At 33.9% G+C, this 25,622-nt stretch carries 21 protein-coding genes, 3 tRNA genes and 3 rRNA genes; 3 read left to right on the top strand and 24 right to left on the bottom strand.

Annotation, left to right across the window (positions count from 1 at the left end):
* Positions 1-114: 114 nt before the first annotated feature.
* Together rpoE and C7N71_RS06995 are read right to left on the bottom strand one after the other, a co-directional pair.
* Complete coding sequence (gene rpoE, locus C7N71_RS07000; RefSeq protein ID WP_404799029.1) at positions 115-642, bottom strand: DNA-directed RNA polymerase subunit delta; 528 nt, start codon at positions 640-642, stop codon at positions 115-117.
* A gap of 89 nt (positions 643-731) precedes the next feature.
* On the bottom strand, positions 732-1,166 hold the full coding sequence (locus C7N71_RS06995) for a DUF1934 domain-containing protein (RefSeq protein ID WP_157944380.1): 435 nt from the start codon (positions 1,164-1,166) through the stop codon (positions 732-734).
* A 155-nt stretch (positions 1,167-1,321) separates the two neighbouring features.
* On the opposite strand from C7N71_RS06995, the gene C7N71_RS06990 reads away from it, so the two are divergent.
* Positions 1,322-2,665, top strand: a complete 1,344-nt coding sequence (locus C7N71_RS06990) for an HD domain-containing protein (protein ID WP_105988386.1) — start codon at positions 1,322-1,324, stop codon at positions 2,663-2,665.
* Between the two features lie 18 nt (positions 2,666-2,683).
* A complete protein-coding gene (gene yidA, locus C7N71_RS06985; protein ID WP_105988385.1) occupies positions 2,684-3,502 on the top strand; it encodes a sugar-phosphatase in 819 nt (272 codons plus the stop codon).
* A 53-nt stretch (positions 3,503-3,555) separates the two neighbouring features.
* Here yidA and C7N71_RS06980 read toward each other — a convergent pair whose 3' ends face one another.
* The 16 genes from C7N71_RS06980 to trpS form a co-directional block, all read right to left on the bottom strand.
* Entirely contained in the window at positions 3,556-3,813 is a 258-nt protein-coding gene (locus C7N71_RS06980; RefSeq protein WP_157944379.1) for a DUF3899 domain-containing protein, read from the bottom strand.
* Positions 3,814-3,902: 89 nt separating this feature from the next.
* Positions 3,903-4,883, bottom strand: a complete 981-nt coding sequence (locus C7N71_RS06975) for a ribose-phosphate diphosphokinase (RefSeq protein ID WP_105957355.1) — start codon at positions 4,881-4,883, stop codon at positions 3,903-3,905.
* A 132-nt stretch (positions 4,884-5,015) separates the two neighbouring features.
* Entirely contained in the window at positions 5,016-6,389 is a 1,374-nt protein-coding gene (glmU, locus tag C7N71_RS06970) for a bifunctional UDP-N-acetylglucosamine diphosphorylase/glucosamine-1-phosphate N-acetyltransferase GlmU (RefSeq protein ID WP_105988383.1), read from the bottom strand.
* Position 6,390: 1 nt separating this feature from the next.
* Positions 6,391-7,236, bottom strand: a complete 846-nt coding sequence (gene purR / locus C7N71_RS06965; RefSeq protein WP_105988382.1) for a pur operon repressor — start codon at positions 7,234-7,236, stop codon at positions 6,391-6,393.
* 107 nt (positions 7,237-7,343) lie between these two features.
* A complete protein-coding gene (gene ispE / locus C7N71_RS06960) occupies positions 7,344-8,192 on the bottom strand; it encodes a 4-(cytidine 5'-diphospho)-2-C-methyl-D-erythritol kinase (RefSeq protein ID WP_105988381.1) in 849 nt (282 codons plus the stop codon).
* Positions 8,193-8,317: 125 nt separating this feature from the next.
* A complete protein-coding gene (locus C7N71_RS06955) occupies positions 8,318-8,572 on the bottom strand; it encodes a Veg family protein (protein WP_105964048.1) in 255 nt (84 codons plus the stop codon).
* Positions 8,573-8,657: 85 nt separating this feature from the next.
* Positions 8,658-9,545, bottom strand: a complete 888-nt coding sequence (rsmA, locus tag C7N71_RS06950) for a 16S rRNA (adenine(1518)-N(6)/adenine(1519)-N(6))-dimethyltransferase RsmA (protein ID WP_105988380.1) — start codon at positions 9,543-9,545, stop codon at positions 8,658-8,660.
* A 10-nt stretch (positions 9,546-9,555) separates the two neighbouring features.
* Positions 9,556-10,107 carry a ribonuclease M5 gene (rnmV, locus tag C7N71_RS06945; RefSeq protein WP_105988379.1) on the bottom strand — a complete coding sequence of 184 codons (552 nt, stop codon included), beginning with the start codon at positions 10,105-10,107 and terminating at the stop codon, positions 9,556-9,558.
* Positions 10,107-10,874, bottom strand: coding sequence for a TatD family hydrolase (locus tag C7N71_RS06940; protein WP_105988378.1), 768 nt, complete (start codon positions 10,872-10,874; stop codon positions 10,107-10,109). The genes rnmV and C7N71_RS06940 overlap by 1 nt, the downstream gene beginning before the upstream one ends.
* A gap of 90 nt (positions 10,875-10,964) precedes the next feature.
* On the bottom strand, positions 10,965-13,007 hold the full coding sequence (metG, locus tag C7N71_RS06935) for a methionine--tRNA ligase (RefSeq protein WP_105988377.1): 2,043 nt from the start codon (positions 13,005-13,007) through the stop codon (positions 10,965-10,967).
* Positions 13,008-13,086: 79 nt separating this feature from the next.
* Complete coding sequence (locus C7N71_RS06930; RefSeq protein WP_105988376.1) at positions 13,087-13,938, bottom strand: DUF72 domain-containing protein; 852 nt, start codon at positions 13,936-13,938, stop codon at positions 13,087-13,089.
* A 15-nt stretch (positions 13,939-13,953) separates the two neighbouring features.
* Positions 13,954-14,661 (bottom strand): NAD-dependent protein deacylase, encoded by a 708-nt coding sequence (locus C7N71_RS06925; protein WP_404799028.1) that lies wholly within the window; start codon positions 14,659-14,661, stop codon positions 13,954-13,956.
* Positions 14,662-14,680: 19 nt separating this feature from the next.
* Positions 14,681-15,643, bottom strand: a complete 963-nt coding sequence (locus C7N71_RS06920; RefSeq protein WP_105988374.1) for an IpaB/EvcA family protein — start codon at positions 15,641-15,643, stop codon at positions 14,681-14,683.
* 19 nt (positions 15,644-15,662) lie between these two features.
* Positions 15,663-16,919, bottom strand: a complete 1,257-nt coding sequence (locus C7N71_RS06915) for a hydroxymethylglutaryl-CoA reductase, degradative (protein WP_318530535.1) — start codon at positions 16,917-16,919, stop codon at positions 15,663-15,665.
* Positions 16,920-17,014: 95 nt separating this feature from the next.
* A complete protein-coding gene (locus C7N71_RS06910; RefSeq protein ID WP_105988372.1) occupies positions 17,015-17,947 on the bottom strand; it encodes a Ppx/GppA family phosphatase in 933 nt (310 codons plus the stop codon).
* A gap of 36 nt (positions 17,948-17,983) precedes the next feature.
* Entirely contained in the window at positions 17,984-19,003 is a 1,020-nt protein-coding gene (trpS, locus tag C7N71_RS06905; protein ID WP_404799027.1) for a tryptophan--tRNA ligase, read from the bottom strand.
* A 318-nt stretch (positions 19,004-19,321) separates the two neighbouring features.
* On the opposite strand from trpS, the gene helD reads away from it, so the two are divergent.
* Complete coding sequence (helD, locus tag C7N71_RS06900; protein ID WP_105988370.1) at positions 19,322-21,625, top strand: RNA polymerase recycling motor HelD; 2,304 nt, start codon at positions 19,322-19,324, stop codon at positions 21,623-21,625.
* A 44-nt stretch (positions 21,626-21,669) separates the two neighbouring features.
* On the opposite strand, the gene C7N71_RS06895 is transcribed toward helD, so the two are convergent.
* The 6 genes from C7N71_RS06895 to C7N71_RS06870 form a co-directional block, all read right to left on the bottom strand.
* Positions 21,670-21,742: transfer RNA gene (locus C7N71_RS06895), tRNA-Thr, on the bottom strand.
* Between the two features lie 55 nt (positions 21,743-21,797).
* A 5S ribosomal RNA gene (gene rrf / locus C7N71_RS06890) occupies positions 21,798-21,914 on the bottom strand.
* A gap of 60 nt (positions 21,915-21,974) precedes the next feature.
* A 23S ribosomal RNA gene (locus C7N71_RS06885) occupies positions 21,975-24,864 on the bottom strand.
* A gap of 171 nt (positions 24,865-25,035) precedes the next feature.
* Positions 25,036-25,108 (bottom strand) — tRNA-Ala (locus C7N71_RS06880).
* Between the two features lie 34 nt (positions 25,109-25,142).
* Positions 25,143-25,217 (bottom strand) — tRNA-Ile (locus tag C7N71_RS06875).
* Positions 25,218-25,305: 88 nt separating this feature from the next.
* Positions 25,306-25,622 (bottom strand): 16S ribosomal RNA (locus C7N71_RS06870); the annotation flags it as partial.

The raw sequence follows: 25,622 nt of genomic DNA, 5'->3' as shown, positions 1-25,622 counted from the left end.
ATTGATTACTTTAATCGATCAATTGTCCTCACAAAACCTTTTGTAAGGAGCCCAAAAATAATAATACATGGTTATATATATTTAGTCAAGATATATAAAGTAAAATTATTTTAATTAATCTTTAGAATCATCATCATCGTCATCATGCAACTCTGATAATTCTCCTTCGATACCATCTGGAATGTCTTCTTCATTAGTATCGTTTTCTTCGTCAATGTCATCTAAATCTTTATGATATTTATCGGTTTCGTCAGTGCCTTCATCGGCATCTTCAAATTCGTCGTCTTGGTCTTCTGGATCATCGTCATCATAATCAATAACGTCATCATCATCAGAAGCATCAGCAAGGAAAGCATTAACTTTACGACGTTTTTTATTTCTAGGACGATCAATATCTTCATCTTCTGGATGAACAGTAGCTTCATCGATTGATTCGTATGGGTACCATGTTCTTAATCCCCAAAGATTATCACCTAAAGAAATAAAACTACCATCAACGTTCATATCTGTATAGAATTGAACTAATCGTTTACGAATTTCTTCATCAGAATCACCCAAATATTTTTGGATTTCGTTTGCGATATCAGCAAAGGCCATAACATCCCCATGTTCAGCTAAGATAGCATGAGCGACTTCTACCATTGATAATTCTTTCTTGTCTTTACCTTCTAAGGCTTCTAGTTTCAAATCGGTGCACGTCCTTTCAAAATACTAAATAATATAATACTCGTTTAAGCAGAAAAATGCAATTCCATTTTGTACTCACCAATCATCATGTTTCCAGACATTAGTTCATACTTAATATCTAAATCACCTGCTTGTGGAGACTCTTGGTAATTATATAATAAATCTTTAGTATTAACTGCAAGTTTAACAGGGCCATATGGAGTTTGATAAATAGTATCATGTTGTTCTTTATCGGCAAAAATCAATCTTGAATGATGACCCATTTTATCTTGTCTAGTTAATTGAACATGAGCATCACTAATTTTGATAGTAACTGATGCAACCTTTTCTCCTTTTTGAGTTTCTTTAAAACGCAAATAAGTTTTATCGCCAACATTTACTAATGTTCCTAATTCACGAAAAGTAAATGTTTCGCTTTCATCATCTTGCTTAATATAGGTAGTTAAATCTACAACTACACTTTCACTATTGTCGGGCAAATTTATTCACTCCTTTATATTGTGAATTCATATATTTAATTATATATGGTATCTACCTTAAATGCATTAATTTAATAAGTTTAATTTTAATTCTTCATTAATATTATTTGTTATAATGATAGTTATTAAATATATATTTATAAGGGGGACAATCATTGAAGTTTACAGATAAGTTGTTACCACGAGAAAAAGTTTTTCGTGACCCTGTTCATGATTACATATATGTGCAACATCAAGTCATCTTAGATCTAATTAATACTAAGGAAATGCAAAGGCTAAGAAGAGTCAAACAATTAGGTGCTTCATCATTCATATTTCATGGTGCTGAACATTCAAGGTTCACTCATAGCTTAGGCGTTTATGAAATAACACGAAGAATTTGTGATTTATTTTTAAGAAACTATCCTACTAAAGAACCTGGCGATGGACTTTGGGACGATTCTGAAAGATTGGTTGCCTTATGTGCAGCATTACTACATGATATTGGACATGGTGCATATTCACATACTTTTGAACATATTTTCCATACTAATCATGAAATGATTACACAAGAAATTATTACTTCTCCTAAAACTGAGGTAAATAAGGTCTTACGTAAGGTTGATCCGGAACTTCCTAAACAAGTAGCTGCCGTAATTAATCATACTTATAGTAACCCTCAAGTTGTTCAAATGATTTCTAGTCAATGTGATGCTGATCGTATGGATTATTTATTAAGAGATGCATATAATACTGGCGCAAGTTATGGCAACTTTGATTTAACCAGAATTTTACGAGTAATGCGTCCATATAGTGGTGGCATTTGCTTCGATATTTCTGGGATGCATGCTGTAGAAGATTATATTATCAGCCGTCTGCAAATGTACATGCAAGTTTACTTTCATCCCGTATCTCGATCAATGGAAGTCATTTTAAGTCACTTGTTAAAACGAGCAAAACAATTAGCTGACAAAATGCCTACTAATGATAGATCCACTCCTTATCTATTAATGCCATTTTTTCAAAATAATTTTGATATAGATGACTATTTAAAATTAGATGATGGTGTATTAAACACATATTTTATTCATTGGGTAGATTCAAAAGATAGTATTCTTTCTGATTTGGCCGATCGTTTTATTAATCGACGTCCCCTTAAATCTGTAGAATTTAATAGTGACACTAAAAAATTAATTCCTAAATTGCAAAAATTAATTAAGCAAGTTGGTTTTGATCCAGAATACTATACGGATACTAACAATAGTTTTGATTTACCATATGATGCTTACGATCCTAAAAAGAAACATCATGCAACGCAAATTGAATTGCGTCGTCCAGATGGTACGATGGTTGAGTTATCAAAAGTATCTCGTTTGGTAAATGCGGTAACCGGTAAGCAACTTGGTGATGAAAGATTCTTTTTCCCTAAGGAAATGCTGAATTCTGTAAACAACATCGAAATTTTCCAACCTATATATGAAGAATTTCAAAAGCATATAAAAAATAATCAATTAACATAATTATTTGGAGGTAACATTATGAAAGACATTAAATTGATTGCTATTGATATTGATGGCACATTATTAAATGAAGAAAATAATTTAGCACAAGAAACTATTGACGCTATTACAGAAGCTAGAAAGCAAGGTATTAAAGTCGTTTTATGTACCGGCCGTCCATTAACTGGAGTTAAAACTTACCTTAAAGCATTAAATATTTCTGGTCATGATGAATATGCTATTACTTTTAATGGTTCACAAGTACAAGATGCTGATGGTAACATCATCGAAAAAGAAAATATTACTCATGATGAATTTTTAGAACTGGAAAAATTAAGCCATAAATTAGATACTAATTTTCAAATTGAAACTGCTGATTATATTTATGCTACTAACCGTGATTTAAGTCCTTTTTCAATTGCAGAAAGTTATTTAGTTAAAATGCCAATTAAAGTTCGTGAACCCAATGAAATTGATGAAAGTGTTGAAGTAGTTAAAGCCATGTTAATTGCTAATCCAGATGTAATTGATAAAGCTTTTAAAGAAATCCCAGAAGATTTGTTCGATCGTTTTTCCGTTGTAAAAAGTACCCCTGTTTTTATTGAATTTATGAATAAAAAATCATCAAAAGGAAATGCCCTTGATAGCTTAGCTAAAGATTTAAACTTAACTGCTGATAATGTAATGGCTATTGGTGATCAAAACAACGACATGACTATGATTAAATATGCTGGTACTGGTGTAGCCATGGGTAATGCTGTAAATGAATTAAAAGAAATTGCTAATAAAGTTACTAAGACTAATAAAGAAAATGGTGTTGCATATGCCATTCGCAATTTTGCTTTAAACGAAGAATAATAATTAAAAAAAGTTCCCCTTAACATTGAAAAATGCTAAGGGGAACTTTTTTATTATAAGGTAATTAAAATCGCGATTAAAATCCATATAATTCCCACTGTTAAACACAATTTGGCAAAATCGTTTATTACTATTGATTCATTCTTCTTACGACCAATTTCTTTGGCTGGAATTTTTTCATTTTCAAAACGATCGTTATCACCTTTGCGATGAAAAATACGCCAACCAGTAAATAAATGACCTTTAGTAATTATCATAATAGATCCTATTACAACCAATAATAAGCCTAGTATAAAAAAGACATTACTCATTATAATAATCTGTATATTAAATATATAAATTATTAAGCCAACAATTATACTCACAGCATAAATAATCAGACTAAGAAATCTTTTATTCATTATTTGTCATCAGTTCTAAAACGATTACTGAATAAAGGACTAACAGCACGATCTTCATTAATACGTTTAATTGCATCTCCAATTAATGGGGCAACAGAAATTTGTTCAATCTTATCGATTTGTTTTTCTTTTGGTAAACGGATTGTATCAGTAACCACCAATTTTTTAATTGGTGATTTTTCAATTCGATCAATTGCTGGACCAGATAATACTGGATGAGTACAACAAGCATATACTTCTTTAGCGCCAGCTTCCATTAAAGCTTGAGCACCTAAAGTAATTGTACCAGCAGTATCAATCATATCATCAACCATTAGACATGATTTACCTTTTACATCACCAATAATATTCATAATTTCAGCAACATTTGCTTGTGGACGGCGTTTATCAATAATAGAAATTGGTGACTTCAAGAATTCTGCCAATGCACGAGCACGAACTACTCCACCATGATCAGGAGAAACTACAACTGCATCAGAATTCCATCCATGATTCATAAAATGGTCAGCTAATAATGGTGCGCCCATTAAATGATCGACTGGGACATCAAAGAAACCTTGAATTTGAGCAGCATGCAAGTCTAATGCAACTACTCGATTAATTCCAGCAGTTTCTAGCATGTTCGCAACTAGCTTAGCAGTAATTGGTTCTCTTGAACGAGCCTTACGATCTTGTCTTGCATAACCGTAGTAAGGAATTACAACATTAATAGTTTTTGCACTAGCACGTCTCAATGCGTCAATCATAATCATCAATTCCATTAAATTGTCATTTACTGGAGCAGATGTAGATTGAATGATGTAACAGTTATCTCCACGGATACTTTCTTCAATGTTAATTTTGATTTCTCCATCACTAAATCTATCTACAGATGTTTTACCTAAATCTACTCCAACACGATCAGCAATTTTTTCAGCTAAAGGGATGTTTGAATTTAATGCAAAAATCTTTAATTTAGGATCAGAATATTTTTCAGCCATAAAGTTCCTCCACCTAACAATAAAATATTATTCATCAGTTCGATATAAATCATTCAACATTATTTTACACTAAAATCATATTTTTTTCACTTAAAAGTTATAGAAGTTATAAATAAATGTTTTGATTATTAATTATCCATTATATGGTAATTTTTTGTAATAACCTGGCTTGTTAGTCTGGCGTTGTCTAGCAATTGCCATATCATATTGTTTAACATCATCAGTAATTGTAGAACCTGCAGCAATAAATGAATGATCATCAATATTTACAGGCGCAATCAAATTAGAATTACTACCAATAAATGATGCATCTCCAACGTTAGTTTCATGCTTATTCTTACCGTCATAATTAGCAAAAATAACTCCACAACCAACATTAATATTCTTACCTAGATGAGCATTCCCAACATAAGTTAAATGTCCCACCTTAGTACCTTCATCAATTTGAGCTTTTTTGACTTCAACAAAGTTACCGAGATGAACATTTTTACCAATAATTGCATGTGGTCTTAAATGACTATAAGGACCAATATCGGAGCCTTCCATCATTTCAGATTCTTGTAGATAAGATGAAGTTATTGTAACACCATCATGAATTTTACAATCATGAATTTCTGAGTTAGCACCAATTTTACAATTTTCACCAATTTCAGTATTGCCGTGAATTTGTACCCCTGGTTCAATGACTGTATCTTGGCCAATTTTAACATCAAAATCAATGTAAGTATTACTAGGGTTAATCATTGTTACTCCATTAGCCATATGTTCTTCATTAATTCGTCTTTGCATWACTTGATTGGCATTAGATAAAGCAATGCGGTCATTTACACCCATGGATTCATTAAAATCATCCATTTGATATGCACCGATTTTTTTATTTTGTTCTTTAAAAATACCAATAACATCTGGCAAGTAATATTCACCTTGAGCATTATCATTATTAACTTGATTTAAAGCATTGAACAATTCTTTGTTATCAAATACATATACACCGGTATTAATTTCATCAATTTTCTTTTCAGCTTCACTAGCGTCTTTTTGTTCAACAATCTTGTTAACATTGCCTTCTGAATCACGAATAACTCTTCCATAACCAAAAGGATTAGGTGCCTTAGAAGTTAAAACAGTCGCAACAGCATTACTTTCTTCATGATAATCAAATAATTTTCGAAATGTATCGGCTTTAAAAAGAGGTGTGTCTCCACTAACTACCATGGTAGAGCCTTCTAAATCACCTAAAATGGGTGCGGTCTTTTTAACAGCATCGCCAGTGCCCAATTGCTTTTCTTGAAGTACATATTGGCTTCTTTTACCTAACTTTTCTTCAACAGAATCAGCGCCATAGCCTACTACCGTTACAACATTATCCATATTAATTTTTTCAACTTGAGTTAATACACAGTCCACCATTGTTCTACCACAAACTTTATGTAAGACTTTATACAACTTAGATTTCATACGAGTACCTTTGCCCGCAGCTAAAATGATTGTATTTCTAGTGTTCATGCTAATTCCCCTTCTTACTAAAATTATCAAATGGTTTCCAATCAAAATTACCTTGTGAAACCTTTATCTCATCACTGTTAGTATCAATTTTGAATAAAGAAGTATATTGATCACTACTAATTTTACGTTTACCATCATAATCGCGTTCAGCAACAAAAGAAATACCAGCAACCTTACTATCAAATTCATTGATTAAGCTGCAAAGACCAGCTGCAGATCCACCACCACGTAGAAAATCATCCACGATTAAAACATTCGAATTAGCGGGTAAACTTCTTTTAGATAATACCATTTTTTCAATCCGACGTTGTGAGCCAGAAACATAATTAACACTAATAGTAGAACCATCGGTAATTCTGGAATCATGCCTGGCAATGATAAATGGAACATTTAACAAAGTAGCTACACTTTGAGCAACTGGAATCCCCTTAGTAGCAACTGTTAATACTGCATCAATTTTCTTGTTCTTATACATTGTAGCAATCAATCTACCAATTTGTCTTAAAATTGATGGACGGTTTAATAAATCATTCATATAAACATATCCACCAGGTAACATTCTTGTATTGTCGTCTAAAAATGATTGTAGTTCTTCAATAAAACGAACCGCCTCATCTTTTTCGATACTTGGAATAAATTTACTTCCACCAGCAGCACCTGGAATTGTTTCCAATATTCCAGTCCCACTTTCTTGAAAAGTTTTTCTTAGAATTGTTAAATCTTCACTAATTGATGACTTTGCAGATTCATATCTGTGTGCAAAAAATGTTAATGGAACTACCGTGTTAGGATTTTCCATTAAGAATCTAGTCATATCAACTAATCTAGTACTACGTTTGGCTTTCATTTTTTCACCTCGTAAAAGTAAAAACTACAAATAAATTTTATCATAATGTTCGGATTTAAGACACAATTTTGTTAGTTTTAATTACAAATAACGAAAAAATATCGTTTTTACATAGACTTAACAATGTATACTTCCGAACAAAAGCCACGAATACTATTAAAAATATGTTTAGCATGTCGCTCACTTTTACATAGGCCAAAAACACTAGGACCAGTACCACTCATTTGAGCATTATCAGCACCATATTTAATAAATTTAGCTTTTATTTTAAAAATATCTTGATATTTTTTAGAAGAGATAGGCTCTAAAACATTCCCTATATTCTTTGCAATTTGCGGATAATCTTGCTTTTTAACTGCATCGATTAATCCATTAACATTCACATGTTTTAAGTTATCATAATTAATATTACTCAATATTTCAGGAGTGGAAACGCTAATTCTTGGTTTTACTAATACAAAATACATATTAGGTAATTTAGGCATTAATTTAATAATTTCACCCTTGCCAGTTACCTGTGCAGTTTTACTATAGATACAATACGGAACGTCAGAATCTAACTTTAAACCAAGAATTGCCATTTCTTTTAACGATAGGTTCAAATTCCAAATCCTATTCAATCCTCGAATAACAGCGGCAGCATCAGAAGAACCTCCGCCTAGTCCAGCAGCTACTGGAATATTTTTCTTAATATTAATAGTAATTTTTTCTTTGATATCAAATGTATTTTTCATTAATAGCGCTGCTTGATATGCTAAGTTTCGTTGATCATGAGGAAGAAAAACTTGACTTGAACTAACATGAATACTGTTCCCCTGAGTAGTTATAATTTCTACATAATCAGATAAATCAATTGAAGTCATTATCATATTCCATTCAGGACTACCATCTTTATGTCGATACAAAGTATCTAAGCCTAAATTAAGCTTGGCTCTTGCTTTTTCTACGATTCTCAAGCATTACACCTCGTTTCATATCATTTATTTATTTAATATTATACTAAAATAAAATATAAAAGTCAGTGAAACTTTTTATAAGAAATTATGTAAATAAAAAAAGCTAATACAAAATATTAGCTTAATTATACTTCTTCTGTTTTATTGTCATCTTCAAAGTCAACATCAATATTTTTGGTCAAAATATCAGTATAACTATAAGATACTCGTTTTAAATTTTCATCTTTTTCTAAATCAACAATAAAGACTGCTGGAAAAATTTCAGATAGTTTTCCATGACGCTTTAATGTTTTATTTCTACCTACTTGAACGGTCACCACAACCTTTTGGCCAAGACGATCTTCCAACTCACTTTTGATTGTGTTCAAACTTGTTGGCATAATCATTCACCTCACTTTAATGATTATACCATGAAAAATAAATAAAATCAAATTATATCATAACCAATATAAAATAACAATCATTTTATATCATATTTTTAGAATGAAATGCATTCGCCATTTTAACATATTGATTAACCGAAATTTTCTCTGGACGAATACTAGGTTTAATATTTAAATTATCTAGCACTGCTTGAACTCGTTCTTTAGTAGCTGGTTCTTTCCCAAAAAGGCCTTGCATGTTATTCCAAAATGTCTTACGACGATGAGCAAAACATCCCCTTACAAAACTTGAAAATGCTTTAACATCAAAAACTTCATTTTCAATTGATTCTTTTTGAGATAGCGTAACAATTGCAGAATCAACATTAGGTGCTGGAATAAATGATTTACGAGGCACCTCAAATGCAATTTTAACATCGTTCATGTACTGAATAATTACTGATAACGAACCATAATCACGGCTACCAGGATTAGCAACCAATCTTTGAGCTACTTCTTTTTGCATCATAACTGTAATATTATCAAATTCAGCATTACCCTTTAATAAATCTAATATAATAGGCGTCGTAATATAATAAGGTAAATTAGCGACAACTTTAATTGGATGTTCATCATTAAAGTCATCTTTAATAATTTTAGGCAAATTTGCCTGTAATATATCGTCATTAATAATTTTTACATTATTATAAGGTGATAAAGTATCGTCTAAAACCGGTAATAAGTTTTGATCAATTTCAAAAGCTAATACATTTTTTGCACTTCTTGCTAAGTATTCGGTTAATCCACCAATTCCAGGACCAATTTCAATAACATTATCTGCATCACTTAAATTAGCAGCTTTAACAATATTATTTAAAACATTTAAATCAGTTAAAAAATTTTGTCCTAGACTTTTCTTAGCTGACAAGTGGTAACGATTCAAAATAGCTTGGGTTCTTGCTGGACTAGCAATATCTGGATTGTTTGTCATAGTTACTCCTTTATTTTAATTCTTTAATTGCATTTAAAAATTGTTCTTTAGAAATGGAAAACATTGCTAAACGTTTAGGTAACTGTTTTCCATTTACATATCCAATTTGTAAAATATTACAGAATTTAGTTCTTCTAATTTTAGCTTGATCGTCATTAATCAAGCGCGCCCCTTCTAAATCATCATGACTAATAATTTCAATATGATTTTCTAAATCAGATGTATAGACATTTTTTAATGCTTCTTTAATTGTATTAACGCTAGCGTGTTCAACTCCCAGTGAACCATCGCTTTTAGTAGGTACCGATTTTTTACGATCTACAAAGGCATGTTTAGCATTAGGCACGGCTTCTGAAACAATTCGACGAATCCGTTCGCCAGAAAAATCAGGATCAGTAAAAATAATAATTCCTCTTTTTTGGGCTGCCTTTTTAATCAATGCTAAAGTAGTTTCATCAATCGCAGAGCCTCTTGTTTCAATTGTATCAGCATTAACAGCTCGTTTAATTCGCTTCGTGTCATCTTTACCTTCAACAACGATTACTTCTTTAATTTTTTTCATTATTTATCCAATCCAAAAATTCTCATTGCATTATTATAAGTAGCATCCGCTATTTTATCAGGGGTTGTATCCCTAAAACGAGCAACTGCTTCAACTGTATATAAAGTATATGCTGGTTCATTTTGATGACCACGTAATGGTTCTGGAGCTAAATAGGGTGCATCAGTTTCAACTAACATTCGATCAATAGGGGTTTGTCTAACCGCATCATGGACTTCATGAGTTTTTTTAAAGCTTGCAACTCCAGAATATGAAACATACATCCCCAGATCAATAAATTTCTTCAACCATTCTGGATCGCCATTAAAACTATGAATAATGCCATTATGCACGCCTTCTTCACTTAAAATTTTATAAGTATCTTCAAAAGCTTCGCGATTATGAACAGAAATGGGCATATTCATGGCTTTAGCTAGTCTGATTTGACGTCTAAAAACATGAAATTGGCATTTTTTAGGTGCGACTGATTGAAAATAATCTAAACCAATTTCACCTAAAGCAACAACTTTATCATCTTTTAATTGTTCTTTTAAAATGGCCTCTTGTTCGTCATCATACTTTAATGAATCTTCAGGATGCCAACCAACAATCGCATACAAATTATCATATTTATGAGCTAACTCAACGGCTTCTTGATTCATTTCAGCATTCGAACCAACAATTGCCATTTTATCTACACCTAATCGATGTGCATGTTCAATGTAAGCATCAACATTATCACGAAATGCATCGTCATTTAAATGTGTATGCGAATCAAAAATTTTCATATATTAATTACACTCCATTTCACTAAAATAGCCATTAATTCAATAAAGAATTAATGGCTATTATTCAATTATCTAGTTATTAAATAACCATTATTCTAGGGTTGAACCATTTTCAAATTGACTGCCAACGGTTACCAATTCAACATTACCATCTTTATGTTCAACTGATAGTAACATCCCTTGACTTAATTCACCGCGCATCTTTCTAGGTTTCAAGTTTGAAACGATGATTACTTTTTTACCAATTAATTTATCAAAATCAGGATACCATTTAGCAATACCAGAAAGAATTTGAGTATCTTCTTGCTTACCAGCATCTAAAGTAAACTTAAGTAACTTATCAGCACCTTCAACTTTAGCTATTGATTTAACTTGAGCTACTTTTAATTCAACCTTTTCGAAGGCATCAAAGCGAATTTCTTTCTTATCATTAGCCTCTAGTGGTTTGCCTGCATCCATATTAACTTGTGCTTTTTGTTTAGCTTCTTCTTTTACAGCACGACCTTTTTTCTTATCAGATTTAGTCATTTGACCCTTAATAAAGGCAACTTCTTCTTCCTTATCTAAACGTGGGAAAATTGGAGTCCCTTTGGCAACAACTTTATGTCCAGTTCCTAGATCTGATAATTTAGGATCAGTTAAATCTAAGTCTTGATTATCCAAACCTAATTGAGTAAAGATTTGTTTTGGTGCATTAGTCATAATTGGACTAATTAGTAATGCAATCAAACGTAAACTAGCTGCCAAGTGTGCCATAACAGCTGATAGTTGTTCGGAATCCCCTTCATTTTGTTGCTTAGCTAAAATCCAAGGAGTTGTTTGATCAATATACTTATTAGTTTGAGAAACTAATTTCCAAATAGCTGATAATGCATCAGAAAAATGAGCAGTGTTCATTTTTTCTTTGTATTCAGTAATTACAGTAGTCGCAATTGATTCCAACTCTTTATCAGCAGGTGTAATTTCTGATTGATAATCTGGAATTACACCATCTTCATACTTGTTAATCATTGAAACAGTACGATTTAATAAGTTACCCAAGTCGTTAGCTAGGTCATAATTAATTCGATCAATGAAGTCTTCTGGAGTGAAAATTCCATCATTTCCAAATGGAACTGCCCTTAATAGGTAATATCTAACTGCATCCAGACCATATTTATCACATAATGTTTCAGGATAAATAACATTTCCCTTTGACTTGGACATTTTACCATCTTTCATAGTTAACCAACCATGCCCAATAATATGTTTTGGTAATGGTAAACCAAGTGCATGTAAAATAATTGGCCAGTAAATAGTATGGAAACGCACAATTTCTTTACCAACCATTTGAATATCTGCAGGCCAGAATTTATTAAATAGTGATTCATCATCACTACCATATCCTAAAGCAGTAATATAGTTACTTAGCGCATCAATCCAAACATAAATAACATGCTTAGGATCTGATTTAACAGGTACTCCCCATTTAAAAGAAGTTCTAGAAACCGCTAAATCTTCCAAACCAGGTTTAATAAAGTTATTAATCATTTCATTCATTCGGGATTCAGGTTGAATAAAATCTGGATGATCTTTATAGTATTGAACTAACCAATCAGCATATTTACTCATCTTAAAGAAATATGATTGTTCATGGACCATTTGAACTTCATGTCCTGAAGGAGCCTTTCCACCAGTTACATTACCCTGGTCATCTTTATAGACTTCTGCTAATTGAGATTCAGTAAAGAATTCTTCATCTGAAACTGAATACCAACCTTTATATTCACCAAGATAAATGTCACCTTGGTCTAACAATCTTTGAAAAATTTTTTGTACAGCTTTTTCATGATCTTCGTCAGTCGTACGAATAAATTTATCATTTGTAATATCTAAAGTCTTCCAAAGTTGCTTAATTTGTTTAGCCATTTTATCCACGTAAGCTTGTGGACTCATGTCTAATTTTTCAGCTTTTTCTTCAATTTTTAAACCGTGTTCATCGGTTCCAGTTAAGAAAAAGACATCATATCCTTCAGAACGTTTATAACGTGCTAAGGCATCACATGCAATAGTTGTATATGAGTTACCAATGTGTAGACGTCCAGATGGATAATAAATTGGGGTTGTAACATAAAATGTATTGTTATCAGCCATTTAAATCATCCTTTCAACCTGTATTTATATAATATTATTAATAAGTATATCATATTTAGTTATGCAAAAATATTCCTCATTAGAACAAATCTAACTGTTTAGGTGCTAAATTTTTAAAACGTAAATGTAGCAAGTCTTTTAGTTTTAAAGCATTTGGAGCAGCATCTTTGCCTGAATTATTATTAAAAATAATACATACCTCATCAACTTGTTTTTCAAGGCCTTTAATACTATCAGCAAAAGATTTAAGTTCAGAATCATTATAACGATAAAGTGTCCTTTGACTGCGCCAATCTTTCCCTTGATGAAACCAACCATCTTCATTGCGTCCATGTAACCTTAAAAAGGCTAATTTATTATTAGTAATAACCGGTTTAAATTCAATTCCATTATTTAAGTTATGCGGTTCATCCACAATTGCTAAGGTCATATTAAAATGTTTTAAGTATTGAACTACTGATGAATAAACACCATCTTCAGTCCAACTAGGATTTCTAAATTCAACTGTAATTGGCATTTTTTTGCCTAATAATTTTCGTATCTTAATTAAATACCTAATATTGTCATTATTTCTCTGAAAATAAGGAGGAAATTGAAATAGTATTGTCTTTAATTGGCCAGCTTCTAATAATGGTTGCATGGCTATCTTAAAGTTAGCAAATGCTTGTAATCTTTGTTCATCATTTGCCGGCATTAATGATTTTAAATCATGTTTAGTCATTAACTTGTTAGCCTTAATCACAAATTGAAAATCTTCAGGAACTTGATGCTGCCATTGCTTAATCGTTGTCAAACGCGGAATGCCATAAAATGGATTATCGACTTCAACTGTCGGAAAATATCCTGTATACTCATTTAATTTAACTTTACGTTGCTCATCATTAATTAAGGCCGGATGATCAGACCAAGTTGTTAAACCAATCGTTATCATAAAATCATCACACTTTTACACTTTCAATTCACTAAAGAACTTAGTAGCATCTGCTTTGATCATCTTAAATGGAAAACTAAAATTAAGTTCTTCTTGATTAACTGCCAAAACCTGTGCTTTTGGATTACGATAATCCAATAATCCAGCAAATGGATAGACACGCATTGAAGTTCCGACAATTACAACTAAATCAGCTTTTTCCATTAAGTTCACACTATTCATAATGTTTTCTTGATTTAAACCTTCGTCATATAAAACAATGCCTGGTCTTAAAATTCCACCACAATCTTTATGAATTGGACTTTGCATATATTCATGCCAATCAACTGATTGATGGCATTTTTGGCAATAAACATTGTATAAATTACCGTGAAATTCAATTAAATTTTTAGCGTCTGCTTTTTGATATAAATCATCAACATTCTGTGTAACAATTGATGCACGATTTTGACGAGTTAGTTCTGCTTGTTTTTCATGGATCGCATTAGGTTTAGCATCCGGATAATACATATTTTCTTTTACAAAAGTATAAAAGGTATCTGGTTCATTATTTAAACAAGCATGACTTAAATAGTATTCAGCTGGTTTACCAGTGGTATCAGTTGTGTACAATCCATTTTTAGAACGATAATCTGGAATCCCTGATGCTGTTGAAACTCCAGCTCCCGTTAAGAATACAATATGTTTTGCGTTATCAAATAATGATTGAATTTCTTCATTCATTATAAAAAGCCTCCCAAAATTATTTTCTAATGATGTATGGCATCTTTAATTCTTTAAATAAATCTTTAACCTTTAGTGCATATAATTTTTTGAAGTATGCAGGACTATCATCCATGCCAGTTGGTGCTGGGACAACAAATGAATTTTGATCATCACTCTTGTTAAACCCAACGTACGCACGACGATTAGTATTACTTTCGTGCATTTCTGAATGAAAGATTTCAAACATTTGTTGAACGTTCAAGTTTAATTGACGTTCTGAAACTACACTAGAAATCGTAGCATATTCAGTATTATGCAATGCAGGTAATCCCCACTCTATTAATTGTTTATCAAATGCTTTAAACAATTTAACAACATTACGACGCAACCCAAATGGTGAATCAGTAGGTTTTTCAGTAATGATTTCATAAATTTTATCAGCTGCTTTTAAAGCCACTGGATAATCTTTTTCTAAAATGTCACGAACTTTCTTATCAAAAGAATCACCATAAAAGACGTGGGCATCAATCAGTGTTAGTAAACGTAATTCCATTGAATTATCTAGTTCATCTGATTCAGGTTCAATCGTATTTTGAATACCCTTCAAATACATTGATTCAATATCATCATTAATTAAATTGTGCTTACGTTGCTCTGAAACTACGATAAAATGTGAAACAATATCAAAAAGTTCGGTACCCATTACTTGTAGTTGCTCATCGATTTTTTCATTACCAGTCGATAGTGAGAAAAACAGTTGTGGAAAACCACGTAAAGTCATTAATAAGTGAATTAGTTCATGTGAAGCAGTGTAATCAGGATCAGATAAGTCAGAGATTTGTACAAAAAGATTTTTGCCATCTTGCACTACCTGGGCTTGATCATGACGAACGTATCCAGATTGTAATTGACCGATAAATTGTACTTCAATTTTACCAGGAAAATATTTGTTTACTACGTTAATTAGTCCTTGTGTTTCTTTATTTAATTGAATATCCATTTTATTTTCACCTTCGTTATTATTTTCTTAATTTTTTAATGATTATTTGGGCATCTTGCAAATTAGGATTAGCTAATTGACGAAGCTTTTCTACAACATGTGCTAATTCTTCGTCGTTAGCTCCAGCACTCATTGCTAAAGATTTTAGTTGCAAATTCATATGACCCTTTTGAATTCCTTCAGTGACCAAAGCTTTTAGAGCTGCTAAATTTTGAGATAAACCAACAGCTGCAGCCATTTGCATTAGTTCATTTTTAGATTGAACTTTGGCAATTTTTTGGTTAATTTTAACTTTAGGTAAAACCTTAGTAGCTCCACCAACAAAACCTAGTGACAATGGAATCGTCATTTCACCAAACAAAGCATCATCTTCGATTTTAAATTGACTTAAACCTTGATAACTACCGTTACGACTAGCATAAGCATGCACACCACTTTCTACAGCACGCCAATCATTTCCCATTGCCATTACAAAGGCATCAATTCCATTCATAATACCTTTGTTGTGCGTAGCTGCTCGATAAGGATCAATCTGTGCAATATGTGATGCTTCAACAATTTTCTTAGCAACATTATCACCAGAAATACCATTTTTACCTAACTGAGAAAATGGCACTTTTCCAGTCACTTTTACTAAACTATCAATTGAGTAATTAGATAGGATACTCATCAAAACATCTGCATTATGATTAGTACTAATAAAATTAGCTAATGCTTCTAGCATCGAGTTGATAATATTAGCACCCATCGCTTCTGCAACATCCACGAATAAATCTAATGAACAATAATTTTCATCCAATTTTCTTACCTTCATTTTTTTAGCACTGCCACCATGATCAATAATGGACTTATGAGCATCATTAGCTATTTGCAAAAGTTCATCATAATGATTTTTTACATAACCATAAAGTAAATTATAATTATCAGTTTTAATAATAATCTGGCCTGTTAAATTATGGCTAATCACTTTTGCATGCAAGCCATCACTTTTACTAAACATTCGTGCCCCATTACTAGCAGCTGCAATCACTGATGGTTCTTCTGTGACCATTGGAGCCACTTTATTAAAGCCATTAATTATAAAGTTAACCGCAATACCTTCTGGTAATGAATAATCAGTAATATAATTTTCAATTAGATTGTTATTTTTTTGTTTTTTACTATTTGCAAAATCCTTAACTTCCTGATTATTTAAATCAGCAAAATTAGAAATAATACTTAGTCTTTCACCATAATTTTTATGATAAAAGTGTTTAAAAGTGCCCAAAACAAACACCTCTCATATTTTTAATTCTACATAATGATAACATTTATTAAAAGATTAATAATTAAAAAGGTTTTTAACCTTTAATTTAAGATTAAAAACCAAAATTAATATTTTCTATAGTGTTTATTAATATACTCGTTAATAATTCCTTCCCTGACACCACCATCTGAAAATACAACTCTTCTAGAGTCTAATTCGTCTAAAAGGGTTATCAAAGGCAATAATCCACCGAGAATTATATCTGCACGATCTTTTTCTAATCCGTTCACATTTTTACGATCAGATAAATTTTTACGTAATAGCATCTCATAAGTTCCCAAAATACGATGTTGATTTAAATGATAGCCATTTAAATAATCGACATTATAAAAATGTTGATGATTGCGATTAATCCGAGCCAATGTTCTAGCAGCTCCGCCCAGTAAAATAATTTGATAATGAGAAGCTTTATTCAACCATGGCACCCGATGAAAAATGTTTTTCAAAAAACGTTGTGCATTAAATAAATCAGCGCCATTAACATAATTCTTTAAATTAAAACGCTCAGAAATATTAACAGAACCAACTGGAATACTAATTAAATCACGTCGCTTTCGACCACGCACTCTAACTAATTCGATACTAGCTCCGCCAATATCCATTACCAAATAATCATTCATCTTAACTCGATTAATAACACCCAAATAATCATAATATGCTTCTTCACGTCCTGATAACACACGAACATTTAGACCAACTTTTTTACGTACTTTTTTTAAAAATGACTTCTGATTTTTTGCCTGGCGAACAGCTGCCGTTGCAATTGTAATAACTGTTGGATTAGGAATACTACTATATATTTGTTTAAAGGACTTTAAAGAATCTATTGTCCGACTAATTGCTGTGGGAGTTAAATACTTTTCAGGTCCCATTCCTTCTGACAAACGGCTACTACTTTTACAACGTCTTACTTCTGTGCAAAATCCATCTACATCAATTTTATAGATGGCCATCCTTGATGAATTAGAACCAATATCTACAATTACTAAGTTTTTCATTCCAATCCACCTTAATCAAAAGTAATTAAAAACTGATTACTTAAAATAATTGATACCAATAGCATCTCTAACTTCATCAAGAGTCTTGCTAGCCACTTTATTAGCTTTTTCACTACCAGCTTTTAAGATGTCATAAACTGCTTGAGGGTCTTTTGCATACATTTCACGACGTTCTCTAATTGGTTGTAATTCAGCTTGCAACACTTCGTTTAAGTAACGTTTAATTTTTACGTCACCTAAACCGCCATGGGAATATTGATCTTTTAAATCTTGAACTTTTTGCTTATCATCAGCAAAAATGTCTAGGTAAGTAAATACTGTGTTACCTTCAACTTTACCAGGGTCTTCAATATGGATATGATTTGGATCCGTATACATAGACATAACTTTCTTTTTAATCGTATCAGAATCATCAGATAGATAAATACAATTATTTAATGATTTACTCATCTTAGCGTTACCATCTAAACCAGGAATACGTCCCATCCCTTTAGGTGGGAAATACCCTTCCGGTTCTACTAAAATATCTTTTCCATAAATATTATTGACACTTCTAACAATTTCTCTAGTTTGTTCTAACATTGGTTCTTGATCTTCGCCCACTGGAATAGTATCAGCTTTAAAAGCTGTAATATCAGCAGCTTGACTAACTGGGTAAATAAAGAATCCAGCAGGTACGCTTTCGCCAAATTTCTTTTGTTGAATTTCATTTTTAACCGTTGGATTACGTTTTAATCTATTTACAGATACTAAATTTAAATAATGCATTGTTAATTCATTCAAAGCAGGTATTTGTGATTGTACTAAAATAGTAGACTTTTCAGGATCAATTCCAACAGCTAAATAGTCCAATGCTACTTGTAATAATGAATGTCTGATTTTTTCTGGATCACGAGCATTATCAGTTAATGCTTGCATATCAGCAATCATAATATTGGTATCATATTTACCAGAATTTTGTAATTCTACACGATTCTTTAATGAACCTACATAGTGTCCAATATGCAATTTACCTGTTGGACGGTCACCAGTTAAAATCACTTTTTTATTTGCCAAATTTATCATCCTTTCAAAAAAGGCATCCCATTGTTAAATAAACAATAGGACGCCTCCACGCGGTACCACCTAATTTGCAAAATGCCTCTCTGCGATAAGGGTGCATACCCATTTTTAATCCAATTCGCTTTCCTGATCAATCTCAGCAAATGATGATCTCTCTGTAGTTGGTTAGCTAATATCTCTTATAATCATTTATATTTTACTGGATTTAATAGCTTCTGTCAAAATTGCTATTCATTGACATTTCCTATAAATCTCATTAGAATTATTTAGCATATTTGAACGAAACGTATTATAAATTTGAGGGGGACTATAATGGACACTCAAGATTTAAACAATGAACAAAAACGTGTTGACTATGTAGTAAAACAATTAGGTCACCGTTTAGAAAAAACACAAATGGAATATGATCAAGCACATAACGAAACTAAAAGAGTTCAACAAAACTATGGTAACAATACTTCTGTTAACTATTTTGAGGTAGATGACCGAATTGAAACCTCAGCTGATTTGCAACAACAAAGAGGTTTAGTTAATACGGTTATCCAAAATGAAGCAATCATAAAAAAACAATTGCAAACTTATAAAAGACTATCAGACTCACCATATTTTGGTCGAATTGATATTTTAGATGATGGTGAACAAGAAAATGAAAAATTATATATTGGGACTGCATCCTTTGTTGATGATGATGATAATTTCTTAGTTTATGACTGGCGTGCCCCTATTTCTAGTATTTATTATAATGGCACATTAGGTAAGGTTAATTATTCTACTCCTGCTGGTAAACAGAGCACTGATTTATTAAAAAAACGACAATTTCAAATTAAAAAAGGACATATCGATAATATGTTTGATACTAATGAAACTGTCGGTGATGAAATGTTGCAAAGTGCATTAGGTGATCAAAACGATGAAACTATGCAAAATATTGTTGCAACTATTCAAAGTGAACAAAATGATATCATTAGAGACACTAATAGTGACTTGTTAGTAGTACAAGGTGTTGCAGGTTCTGGTAAAACTTCAGCAATTTTGCAAAGAATTGCTTTTTTACTATATCACAGTAGAAGTTCGCTTGAAGCAGATCAAATTATTTTATTCTCACCTAATCGACTATTTTCACATTATATTTCTGATGTTTTACCTAGCTTGGGTGAACGTAATATGCGTCAGGTAACGCTAAAAGAATTTATTGATCACCGTTTTGAAGGACTAAAAGTTCAAGGATTATTTGATAGATATGAAAATGAGGTTAATTTAGACGATAAATTAGCATCAATTAGAAATTTTAAAGAGAGTCATGAATATATGCAACAAATTTATGATTATGCTGAAAACATTGACGCCAAAAGTATGTTTTTTAACGATTTAATGCTAGATGGAAAAGTTATCTTTGATAATGAGGTTATTGAAAATATTTATGATTCACAACCTAAATTAATGAAGACTGCTGATAAATTCTTAAGTACTAAAAATCGATTAATTAAGCTTTTGAAAAAGAGAATTGAACTGGAAGTATATAAACCATGGGTAGATGCAAAAATTGATCAGCTTAATTCAGAACAATATCATGACTTCATTGCTGGACATGAACTTGGTAGATTCCAAGATGAAGATGATGAAAGATACTTTATTGCTAAACAGATTGTAACTGAACATTTTAGAAAAATGTACGATGCTATTTATAATGGCAATTTCTTTGATCCATATGCCCAGTATATTAATTTTATGAAACAAGCTCATTTAAATTCTGATATTAAAATTAGTGATTGGCAAAATAATATCCAAAATTACGATAACCAATTAGAAATGCATAAAATTAATTTAGATGACGCAGCCCCTATTTTATATTTGCGTGATTTATTAATGGGCGGCGGACAGAATCAAAAAATGCAATATCTATTCGTTGATGAAATGCAAGACTATTCAATTGCACAATTAGTTTATATCAAGCATGCCTTTCCTAAAACTAAAATTAATTTAATTGGTGATAGTGAACAAGCTTTATTTAAAGAGGTAGAATCACCGGAAATATTACTAAATAAATTAAACAAAGCTTTTGCTACTAAAAAATCAAGATTAATAACATTAAATCGATCTTATCGCTCCACTTATCAAATAACTAATTTTGCTAAAGCATTACTCCCTAATGGTGATAAGATTGAACCTTTTAATCGTCAAGGTCCTTCACCAGAAATAATTATTAGACATAGTGAAAAAGATGGTATAAGTTCATTAATCAGAAAAGCAAATAAAGAATTAAAAACTGAAGGAACAGTAGCTGTTATTACTAAAAATTTAGTCGAGGCCAAAGCTGTTTATCAACATATAACTACTAAAATAAATTCAACATTATTGGCTGATACTGACCGTTCATTACCAAAAGGTGTTGTAGTAATGCCCATTTACTTAGCTAAAGGCTTAGAATTTGATTCTGTGATTGCTTGGAATATTTCTGATGAAAATTATAATTCTAATAAATTAATTGGCACTTTATATACAATCGCTACTAGGTCAATGCATCATTTATCATTAATTAGTATTGGCAATGTATCTCCTATTATTAAAAATGCTAATTTACCAGTCAACGAGTTAAATATTAATCATCAAATATAAAATAAAAGGTCTACTATTTTTAATAGTAGACCTTTTATTTTATAAGCCGTTTCCGGGATTTGAACCCGGGACCTCTTCCTTACCATGGAAACGCTCTACCTTCTGAGCTAAAACGGCAAGTATAAATAAAAAGCCCTCGATAATTAAACCGAGGACTCCTTATTTAATATTAGCGCGGCAACTTCCTACCCTTGCAAGAGGCGATCCTCTAACTACTCTCGGCGTTTAGAAGCTTAACTGCTGTGTTCGGCATGGGAACAGGTGTATCCTTCTAGCTATCGCCACCACACTATTTATCTGAAAGAACTTCGTTCTTTCAAAACTAATTTCTTTTAGAGAACAACCTTACTTGGTTAAGTCCTCGACCAATTAGTACTAGTCCGCTCCATACATTGCTGCACTTCCACTTCTAGCCTATCTACCTAATCATCTCTTAGGGGTCTTACTTCCATAAAGGAATGGGAAATTTCATCTTGAGGTGGGTTTCACACTTAGATGCTTTCAGCGTTTATCTCAACCATACATAGCTACCCAGCAGTGCCCCTGGCGGGACAACTGGTACACCAGCGGTATGTCCATCTCGGTCCTCTCGTACTAGAGATAGCTCCCCTCAAATTTCCTACGCCCGCGACGGATAGGGACCGAACTGTCTCACGACGTTCTGAACCCAGCTCGCGTACCGCTTTAATGGGCGAACAGCCCAACCCTTGGGACCAACTACAGCCCCAGGATGCGATGAGCCGACATCGAGGTGCCAAACCTCCCCGTCGATGTGAACTCTTGGGGGAGATAAGCCTGTTATCCCCAGGGTAGCTTTTATCCGTTGAGCGATGGCCCTTCCATATGGTACCACCGGATCACTAAGCCCGACTTTCGTCCCTGCTCGACCTGTCTGTCTCRCAGTCAAGCTCCCTTGTGCCTTTACACTCTGCGAATGATTTCCAACCATTCTGAGGGAACCTTTGGGCGCCTCCGTTACTATTTGGGAGGCGACCGCCCCAGTCAAACTGCCAATCAGACACTGTCTCCCACCACGATAAGTGGTGCGGGTTAGAGTGTTAGCACAGCGAGGGTAGTATCCCAACAATGCCTCCACCGAAACTAGCGTTCCGGTTTCCACGGCTCCTACCTATCCTGTACAAGCTATGTCAACACCCAATATCAAATTACAGTAAAGCTCCATGGGGTCTTTCCGTCCTGTCGCGGGTAACCTGCTTCTTCACAGGTATCTCAATTTCACCGAGTCTCTTGTTGAGACAGTGCTCAGATCGTTACGCCTTTCGTGCGGGTCGGAACTTACCCGACAAGGAATTTCGCTACCTTAGGACCGTTATAGTTACGGCCGCCGTTTACTGGGGCTTCGTTTCTGAGCTTCGCCGAAGCTAACTCATCCACTTAACCTTCCAGCACCGGGCAGGCGTCAGCCCCTATACTTCATCTTACGATTTTGCAGAAACCTGTGTTTTTGATAAACAGTCGCCTGAGCCTTTTCACTGCGGCTGCACGTTAGTGCAGCACCCCTTCTCCCGAAGTTACGGGGTCATTTTGCCGAGTTCCTTAACAAGAGTTCACTCGCTCACCTTAGGATACTCTCCTCGACTACCTGTGTCGGTTTGCGGTACGGGTAGTTAATTACTCACTAGAAACTTTTCTCGGTAGCGTGACATGGCTCACTTCTCTACTATAATTCGATCCTCATCACAGCTTGTCAACCCGCTGAAAAGCATTTCACTCTTCAACTGACTCACTGCTTGAACACACAATCCAATAGTGTGCACRAGTTAGCCTTCTACGTCCTTCCATCGCTCAAACATAATTAACTAGTACAGGAATTTCAACCTGTTATCCATCGCCTACGCCTCTAGGCCTCGGCTTAGGTCCCGACTTACCCTGGGAGGACGAGCCTTCCCCAGGAAACCTTAGTCATTCGGTGGATTAGATTCTCACTAATCTTTCGCTACTCATACCGGCATTCTCACTTCTAAGCGCTCCATCAGTCCTTACGGTCTAACTTCGTTGCCCTTAGAACGCTCTCCTATCACATGACTACGTCATGTCCACAATCTCGGTAATATGCTTAGCCCCGGTAAATTTTCGGCGCAAAATCACTCGACTAGTGAGCTATTACGCACTCTTTAAATGGTGGCTGCTTCTGAGCCAACATCCTAGTTGTCTATGCAACTTCACATCCTTTTCCACTCAGCATATATTTAGGGACCTTAATTGGTGGTCTGGGCTGTTCCCCTTTYGACGGTGGATCTTATCACTCATCGTCTGACTCCCGGACATATAAATCAATGGTATTCGGAGTTTATCTGAATTTAGTAACCCATGACGGGCCCCTCATCCAAACAGTGGCTCTACCTCCATGATTCTAAGTCCGAGGCTAGCCCTAAAGCTATTTCGGAGAGAACCAGCTATCTCCAAGTTCGTTTGGAATTTCACCGCTACCCACATTTCATCTCAGYACTTTTCAACGTACACGAGTTCGGCCCTCCGGTGCGTTTTACCGCACTTTCAGCCTGAACATGGGTAGATCACCTGGTTTCGGGTCTATCTCAACATACTCAAACGCCCTATTCAGACTCGCTTTCGCTATGGCTCCGATCTTTTCATCTTAACCTTGCATGTTAACATAACTCGCCGGTTCATTCTACAAGAGGCACGCTATCACCCATTAACGGGCTCTAACTGTTTGTAAGCACATGGTTTCAGGAACTATTTCACTCCCCTTCCGGGGTGCTTTTCACCTTTCCCTCACGGTACTGGTTCACTATCGGTCACTAGGGAGTATTTAGCTTTGGGAGATGGTCCTCCCGGATTCCAACGACGTTCCACGTGTGTCGCTGTACTCAGGATYCTGAACTGAGGTTAAATGATTTCATCTACGGGGCTATCACCCTGTATCGCTTACCTTCCCAGATAATTCGATTATCRTTTAACTTGGTAACTCAAATGTTCAGTCCTACAACCCCAAAGAGCAAGCTCTTTGGTTTGAGCTRTTCCCCGTTCGCTCGCCGCTACTTAGGGAATCGAAATTTCTTTCTCTTCCTGTGGGTACTTAGATGTTTCAGTTCCCCACGTCTGCCGCCAAATTAGCTAATTAATTCACTAATTGGTGATAACCGATTAAGGTTATCGAGTTTCCTCATTCGGARATCTCCGGATCAAAGCTTACGTACAGCTCCCATCAGCTCCTAGTGCCAAGGCATCCACCATGCGCCCTTCATAACTTAACCTAATTCATCACTACGTGATGTTTGGTTAATTGAGTATTATACGAATAAAACTATTTAAAAAAACTCAAAATAACGCGGTGTTCTCGGTTAAAATTGTAWTTAATACAAATTTAATTTAGAAATTAATAATATCTAGTTTTCAAAGAACCAAGTTCGACACTTACGTGTCAATGGAGAATAGCGGAATCGAACCGCTGACCTCCTGCTTGCAAGGCAGGTGCTCTCCCAGCTGAGCTAATTCCCCATATATAAAGTTTCGTGGCAATCCACTAGTCCAATGGGCCTAAATGGACTCGAACCATCGACCTCACGCTTATCAGGCGTGCGCTCTCAACCAACTGAGCTATAGGCCCAAAAAGCATAACCTTTATGTTTGAGAGTARAYCTCTCAAAACTGAATAAGATTGATCAACCTAATGTAAGTTYCCGTAATATCCTTAGAAAGGAGGTGATCCAGCCGCAGGTTCWCCTACGGYTACCTTGTTACGACTTCACCCYAATCATCTGTCCCACCTTAGACAACTAGCTCCCGAAGGTTACTCCATCGTCTTTGGGTGTTACAAACTCYCATGGTGTGACGGGCGGTGTGTACAAGGCCCGGGAACGTATTCACCGTGGCATGCTGATCCACGATTACTAGTGATTCCAACTTCATGCAGGCGAGTTGCAGCCTGCAATCCGAACCACCGTGGCATGCTGATCCACGATTACTAGTGATTCCAACTTCATGCAGGCGAGTTGCAGCCTGCAATCCGAAC

Source organism: Apilactobacillus timberlakei (genome assembly GCF_002993965.1).
Lineage (GTDB): Bacteria > Bacillota > Bacilli > Lactobacillales > Lactobacillaceae > Apilactobacillus > Apilactobacillus timberlakei.
Note: the sequence above shows the minus strand (reverse complement) of the source record. Positions and strands in the feature narration are given on the sequence as shown.

What these genes read in the sequence shown, in the direction of transcription:
- C7N71_RS06930 (WP_105988376.1), bottom strand. Translation starts at nt 13,938, where the DNA reads ATGATAACGATTGGTTTAACAACTTGGTCTGATCATCCGGCCTTAATT.
- C7N71_RS06955 (WP_105964048.1), bottom strand. Translation starts at nt 8,572, where the DNA reads ATGCCAACAAGTTTGAACACAATCAAAAGTGAGTTGGAAGATCGTCTT.
- C7N71_RS06980 (WP_157944379.1), bottom strand. Translation starts at nt 3,813, where the DNA reads ATGAGTAATGTCTTTTTTATACTAGGCTTATTATTGGTTGTAATAGGA.
- metG (WP_105988377.1), bottom strand. Translation starts at nt 13,007, where the DNA reads ATGGCTGATAACAATACATTTTATGTTACAACCCCAATTTATTATCCA.
- C7N71_RS06910 (WP_105988372.1), bottom strand. Translation starts at nt 17,947, where the DNA reads ATGAAAAACTTAGTAATTGTAGATATTGGTTCTAATTCATCAAGGATG.
- C7N71_RS06975 (WP_105957355.1), bottom strand. Translation starts at nt 4,883, where the DNA reads ATGGCTGAAAAATATTCTGATCCTAAATTAAAGATTTTTGCATTAAAT.
- rnmV (WP_105988379.1), bottom strand. Translation starts at nt 10,107, where the DNA reads ATGAAAAAAATTAAAGAAGTAATCGTTGTTGAAGGTAAAGATGACACG.
- rsmA (WP_105988380.1), bottom strand. Translation starts at nt 9,545, where the DNA reads ATGACAAACAATCCAGATATTGCTAGTCCAGCAAGAACCCAAGCTATT.
- helD (WP_105988370.1), top strand. Translation starts at nt 19,322, where the DNA reads ATGGACACTCAAGATTTAAACAATGAACAAAAACGTGTTGACTATGTA.
- rpoE (WP_404799029.1), bottom strand. Translation starts at nt 642, where the DNA reads ATGGTAGAAGTCGCTCATGCTATCTTAGCTGAACATGGGGATGTTATG.
- purR (WP_105988382.1), bottom strand. Translation starts at nt 7,236, where the DNA reads ATGAAAGCCAAACGTAGTACTAGATTAGTTGATATGACTAGATTCTTA.
- C7N71_RS06925 (WP_404799028.1), bottom strand. Translation starts at nt 14,661, where the DNA reads ATGAATGAAGAAATTCAATCATTATTTGATAACGCAAAACATATTGTA.
- C7N71_RS06920 (WP_105988374.1), bottom strand. Translation starts at nt 15,643, where the DNA reads ATGGATATTCAATTAAATAAAGAAACACAAGGACTAATTAACGTAGTA.
- C7N71_RS06940 (WP_105988378.1), bottom strand. Translation starts at nt 10,874, where the DNA reads ATGAAAATTTTTGATTCGCATACACATTTAAATGACGATGCATTTCGT.
- yidA (WP_105988385.1), top strand. Translation starts at nt 2,684, where the DNA reads ATGAAAGACATTAAATTGATTGCTATTGATATTGATGGCACATTATTA.